The sequence below is a fragment of the Streptomyces sp. C genome, from assembly GCF_000158895.1.
In the GTDB taxonomy this organism is placed as follows: Bacteria; Actinomycetota; Actinomycetes; order Streptomycetales; family Streptomycetaceae; genus Streptomyces; species Streptomyces racemochromogenes.
Map to the genome: position 1 here is coordinate 2,244,447 of NZ_GG657750.1, position 2,417 is coordinate 2,246,863.

Genomic DNA, 2,417 nt, shown 5'->3' on the forward strand with positions numbered 1-2,417 from the left:
GGGTAGGGGACCTCGCCCCGCGCAGCGGCCCACCCACCCGCACCCGACCCGCCGGCATCAGCCACCCGAACCGGCCCCGCCCCGCAGGCCGACGGACGGAGTCCGGCGCAGCGGCGCGAAGCCGGTAAGGCGCCCCGGCGCCGCACCGCGCGAGCGGCGCGTCAGGAGGAGAGGTGGGCGCGGACCTCGGCGGCCGCTTCGTCGCCGTAGGCCTTCGTGAAGCGCTCCATGAAGTGGGCGCGGGCCAGGGTGTACTCCTGGGTGCCCAGGGTCTCGATGACCAGGGTGGCCAGCATGCAGCCGAGCTGCGCGGCCCGCTCCAGGCCGACGCCCCAGCCGAGGCCCGTCAGGAAGCCCGCGCGGAACGCGTCGCCGACGCCGGTCGGGTCGACCTTCGCGTTCTCCTCCGGGCAGCCGACCAGGATCGGCTCGTGGCCGACGCGCTCGATGCGCACGCCCTGCGAGCCGAGGGTGGTGACGCGGGTGCCGACCTTGGCGAGGATCTCCTCGTCGGTCCAGCCGGACTTCGACTCGATGAGGCCCTTCTCGTACTCGTTCGAGAAGAGGTACGTCGCGCCCTCCATCAGGGTGCGGATGTTCTCGCCGTCCATGCGGGCGATCTGCTGCGAGAAGTCCGCGGCGAAGGGGATCCCGCGGGTGCGGCACTCCTCCGTGTGGCGGAGCATCGCCTCGGGGTCGTCGGCGCCGATGAGGACGAGGTCGAGGCCGCCCACGCGGTCGGCGACGGCCTTGAGCTCGATCTGGCGGGCCTCGCTCATCGCGCCCGTGTAGAAGGAGCCGATCTGGTTGTGGTCGGCGTCGGTGGTGCAGACGAAGCGCGCGGTGTGCAGCACCTCGGAGATCCGGACGGACTCGGTGTCGACACCGTGCCGGTCCAGCCATGCGCGGTACTCGTCGAAGTCCGAGCCGGCCGCGCCGACGAGGATCGGGCGGCTGCCGAGCTGGCCCATGCCGAAGCAGATGTTCGGGCCGACGCCGCCCCGCCGCACGTCGAGGTTGTCGACGAGGAAGGAGAGGGAGACCGTGTGGAGCTGGTCGGCGACGAACTGGTCGGCGAAGCGGCCCGGGAAGGTCATGAGGTGGTCGGTGGCGATGGAGCCGGTGACTGCGATGCGCACGGCGTGGATGCTCCTGCGGAGGACGGCGGGTGACATTCAAAACTACCGGGTCCGCGCCCATACTCCGACCCGGCGAAACTACCCCGTAGTAGGACTTCCTTCGCCCAGGATGGCGCCCATACGGTGCCCCCATGACCTATACCGATGGCTTCGGCTACGCGGACCACGCCTCCGAGGCGCGGCCCGGCTTCGCACGGCTGCTCGGCGACTGCGCCCGGATGGCCCCGCACTGGGCCGTGGAGCGGGAGCCCCGGCCGGGGCGGGTGGCGCCCTCGCAGATCCACGGGGTCAGCGTCCCGCCCGCCTCCGCCCGGCTGATCGCCGGCACCGCGGCGTACGGCGACTAGGCCGTCCGGCGCGTCCGGGGGAACGAGGGGAACCGGTTTCGCGGCCGACGCGTCACACCCGCATCACGTACGGCGGGACACGCTAAGGAGCGATGCGGTGACCAGCGAACAACCCGACACATCACGCGGCACACGACGGCGGCCCGCCTGGGCCGTCGGCTCGATCGCGGCCGCCGTCCTGCTGGCCGGCGGCGGTACGGCGTACTGGGCGTCGACGGCGTACGGCGACGGCTCGGGCGGCGGCACGGCCCGTACGGCGGACAGCGCGGCCGTCGCGCCGCGCTCGGCCGGGTCCCCGACGGGCCCCGGCATCGCCCCCGGTGAGCCGGACCCCTCCGGCGGGCCGGTGACGTACCGGGCGGACGTGAAGCTGCCCGACGGGCCGGGTACCGCGCCCGCCTTCGCCGCGTCCGGGGAGGTGGCCTCCGACGAGGTGGCCCGGCTCGCGAAGGCCCTCGGCGTCGCCGGCGTGCCCCGGCTGGTCGGCGACACCTGGCAGGCGGGCGAGGCCGCCGACGGCTCCGGGCCCCGGCTCACGGTGACCCGCAAGGCCCCCGGCACCTGGGCGTTCTCGCGCTACCAGGCCGGCGGCGGCGTCGGGGACGACTGCGTGCGCGGCAAGGACACCTGCGGCCCGGCCACCCTCCCCCAGGGCCCGCAGGAGGGAGCGGGCGCGGGCGCGGCGAAGCCCGTCTCCGAGCAGGCCGCGAAGGCCGCCGCGGCGCCGGTGCTCGCGGCCGCCGGGCAGGGCGGTGCCTCGGTGGACGCGCACCTCGTCCAGGGTTCCGTCCGGGTGGTGAGCGCCGACCCGGTGGTGGGCGGGTTCCCGACCCATTTTTGGTTTTTTTATATTTTTGTCTGGTTCGATGGTTCGTTGGTGGCGGTTTTCGGTTTTTGATTGTCTTTGTTTCTTTTTTTTTTTTTTTTTTTT

3 protein-coding genes are annotated in these 2,417 nt (G+C 72.9%); 2 read left to right on the forward strand and 1 reads right to left on the reverse strand.

The window, feature by feature from the left end; all coding sequences use genetic code 11:
• Window positions 1-161: 161 nt before the first annotated feature.
• Window positions 162-1,139, reverse strand: a complete 978-nt coding sequence (locus SSNG_RS09940; RefSeq protein WP_007263691.1) for a carbohydrate kinase family protein — start codon at window positions 1,137-1,139, stop codon at window positions 162-164.
• Window positions 1,140-1,270: 131 nt separating this feature from the next.
• Here SSNG_RS09940 and SSNG_RS09945 point away from each other — a divergent pair, with 131 nt between their 5' ends.
• Together SSNG_RS09945 and SSNG_RS09950 are read left to right on the forward strand one after the other, a co-directional pair.
• A complete protein-coding gene (locus SSNG_RS09945) occupies window positions 1,271-1,486 on the forward strand; it encodes a hypothetical protein (RefSeq protein WP_007263692.1) in 216 nt (71 codons plus the stop codon).
• 97 nt (window positions 1,487-1,583) lie between these two features.
• Complete coding sequence (locus SSNG_RS09950; protein ID WP_007263693.1) at window positions 1,584-2,384, forward strand: hypothetical protein; 801 nt, start codon at window positions 1,584-1,586, stop codon at window positions 2,382-2,384.
• Window positions 2,385-2,417 lie beyond the last annotated feature (33 nt).

Excerpts from the sequence above, each read along its gene's own strand:
- SSNG_RS09945 (WP_007263692.1), top strand. The coding sequence starts at position 1,271 with ATGACCTATACCGATGGCTTCGGCTACGCGGACCACGCCTCCGAGGCG.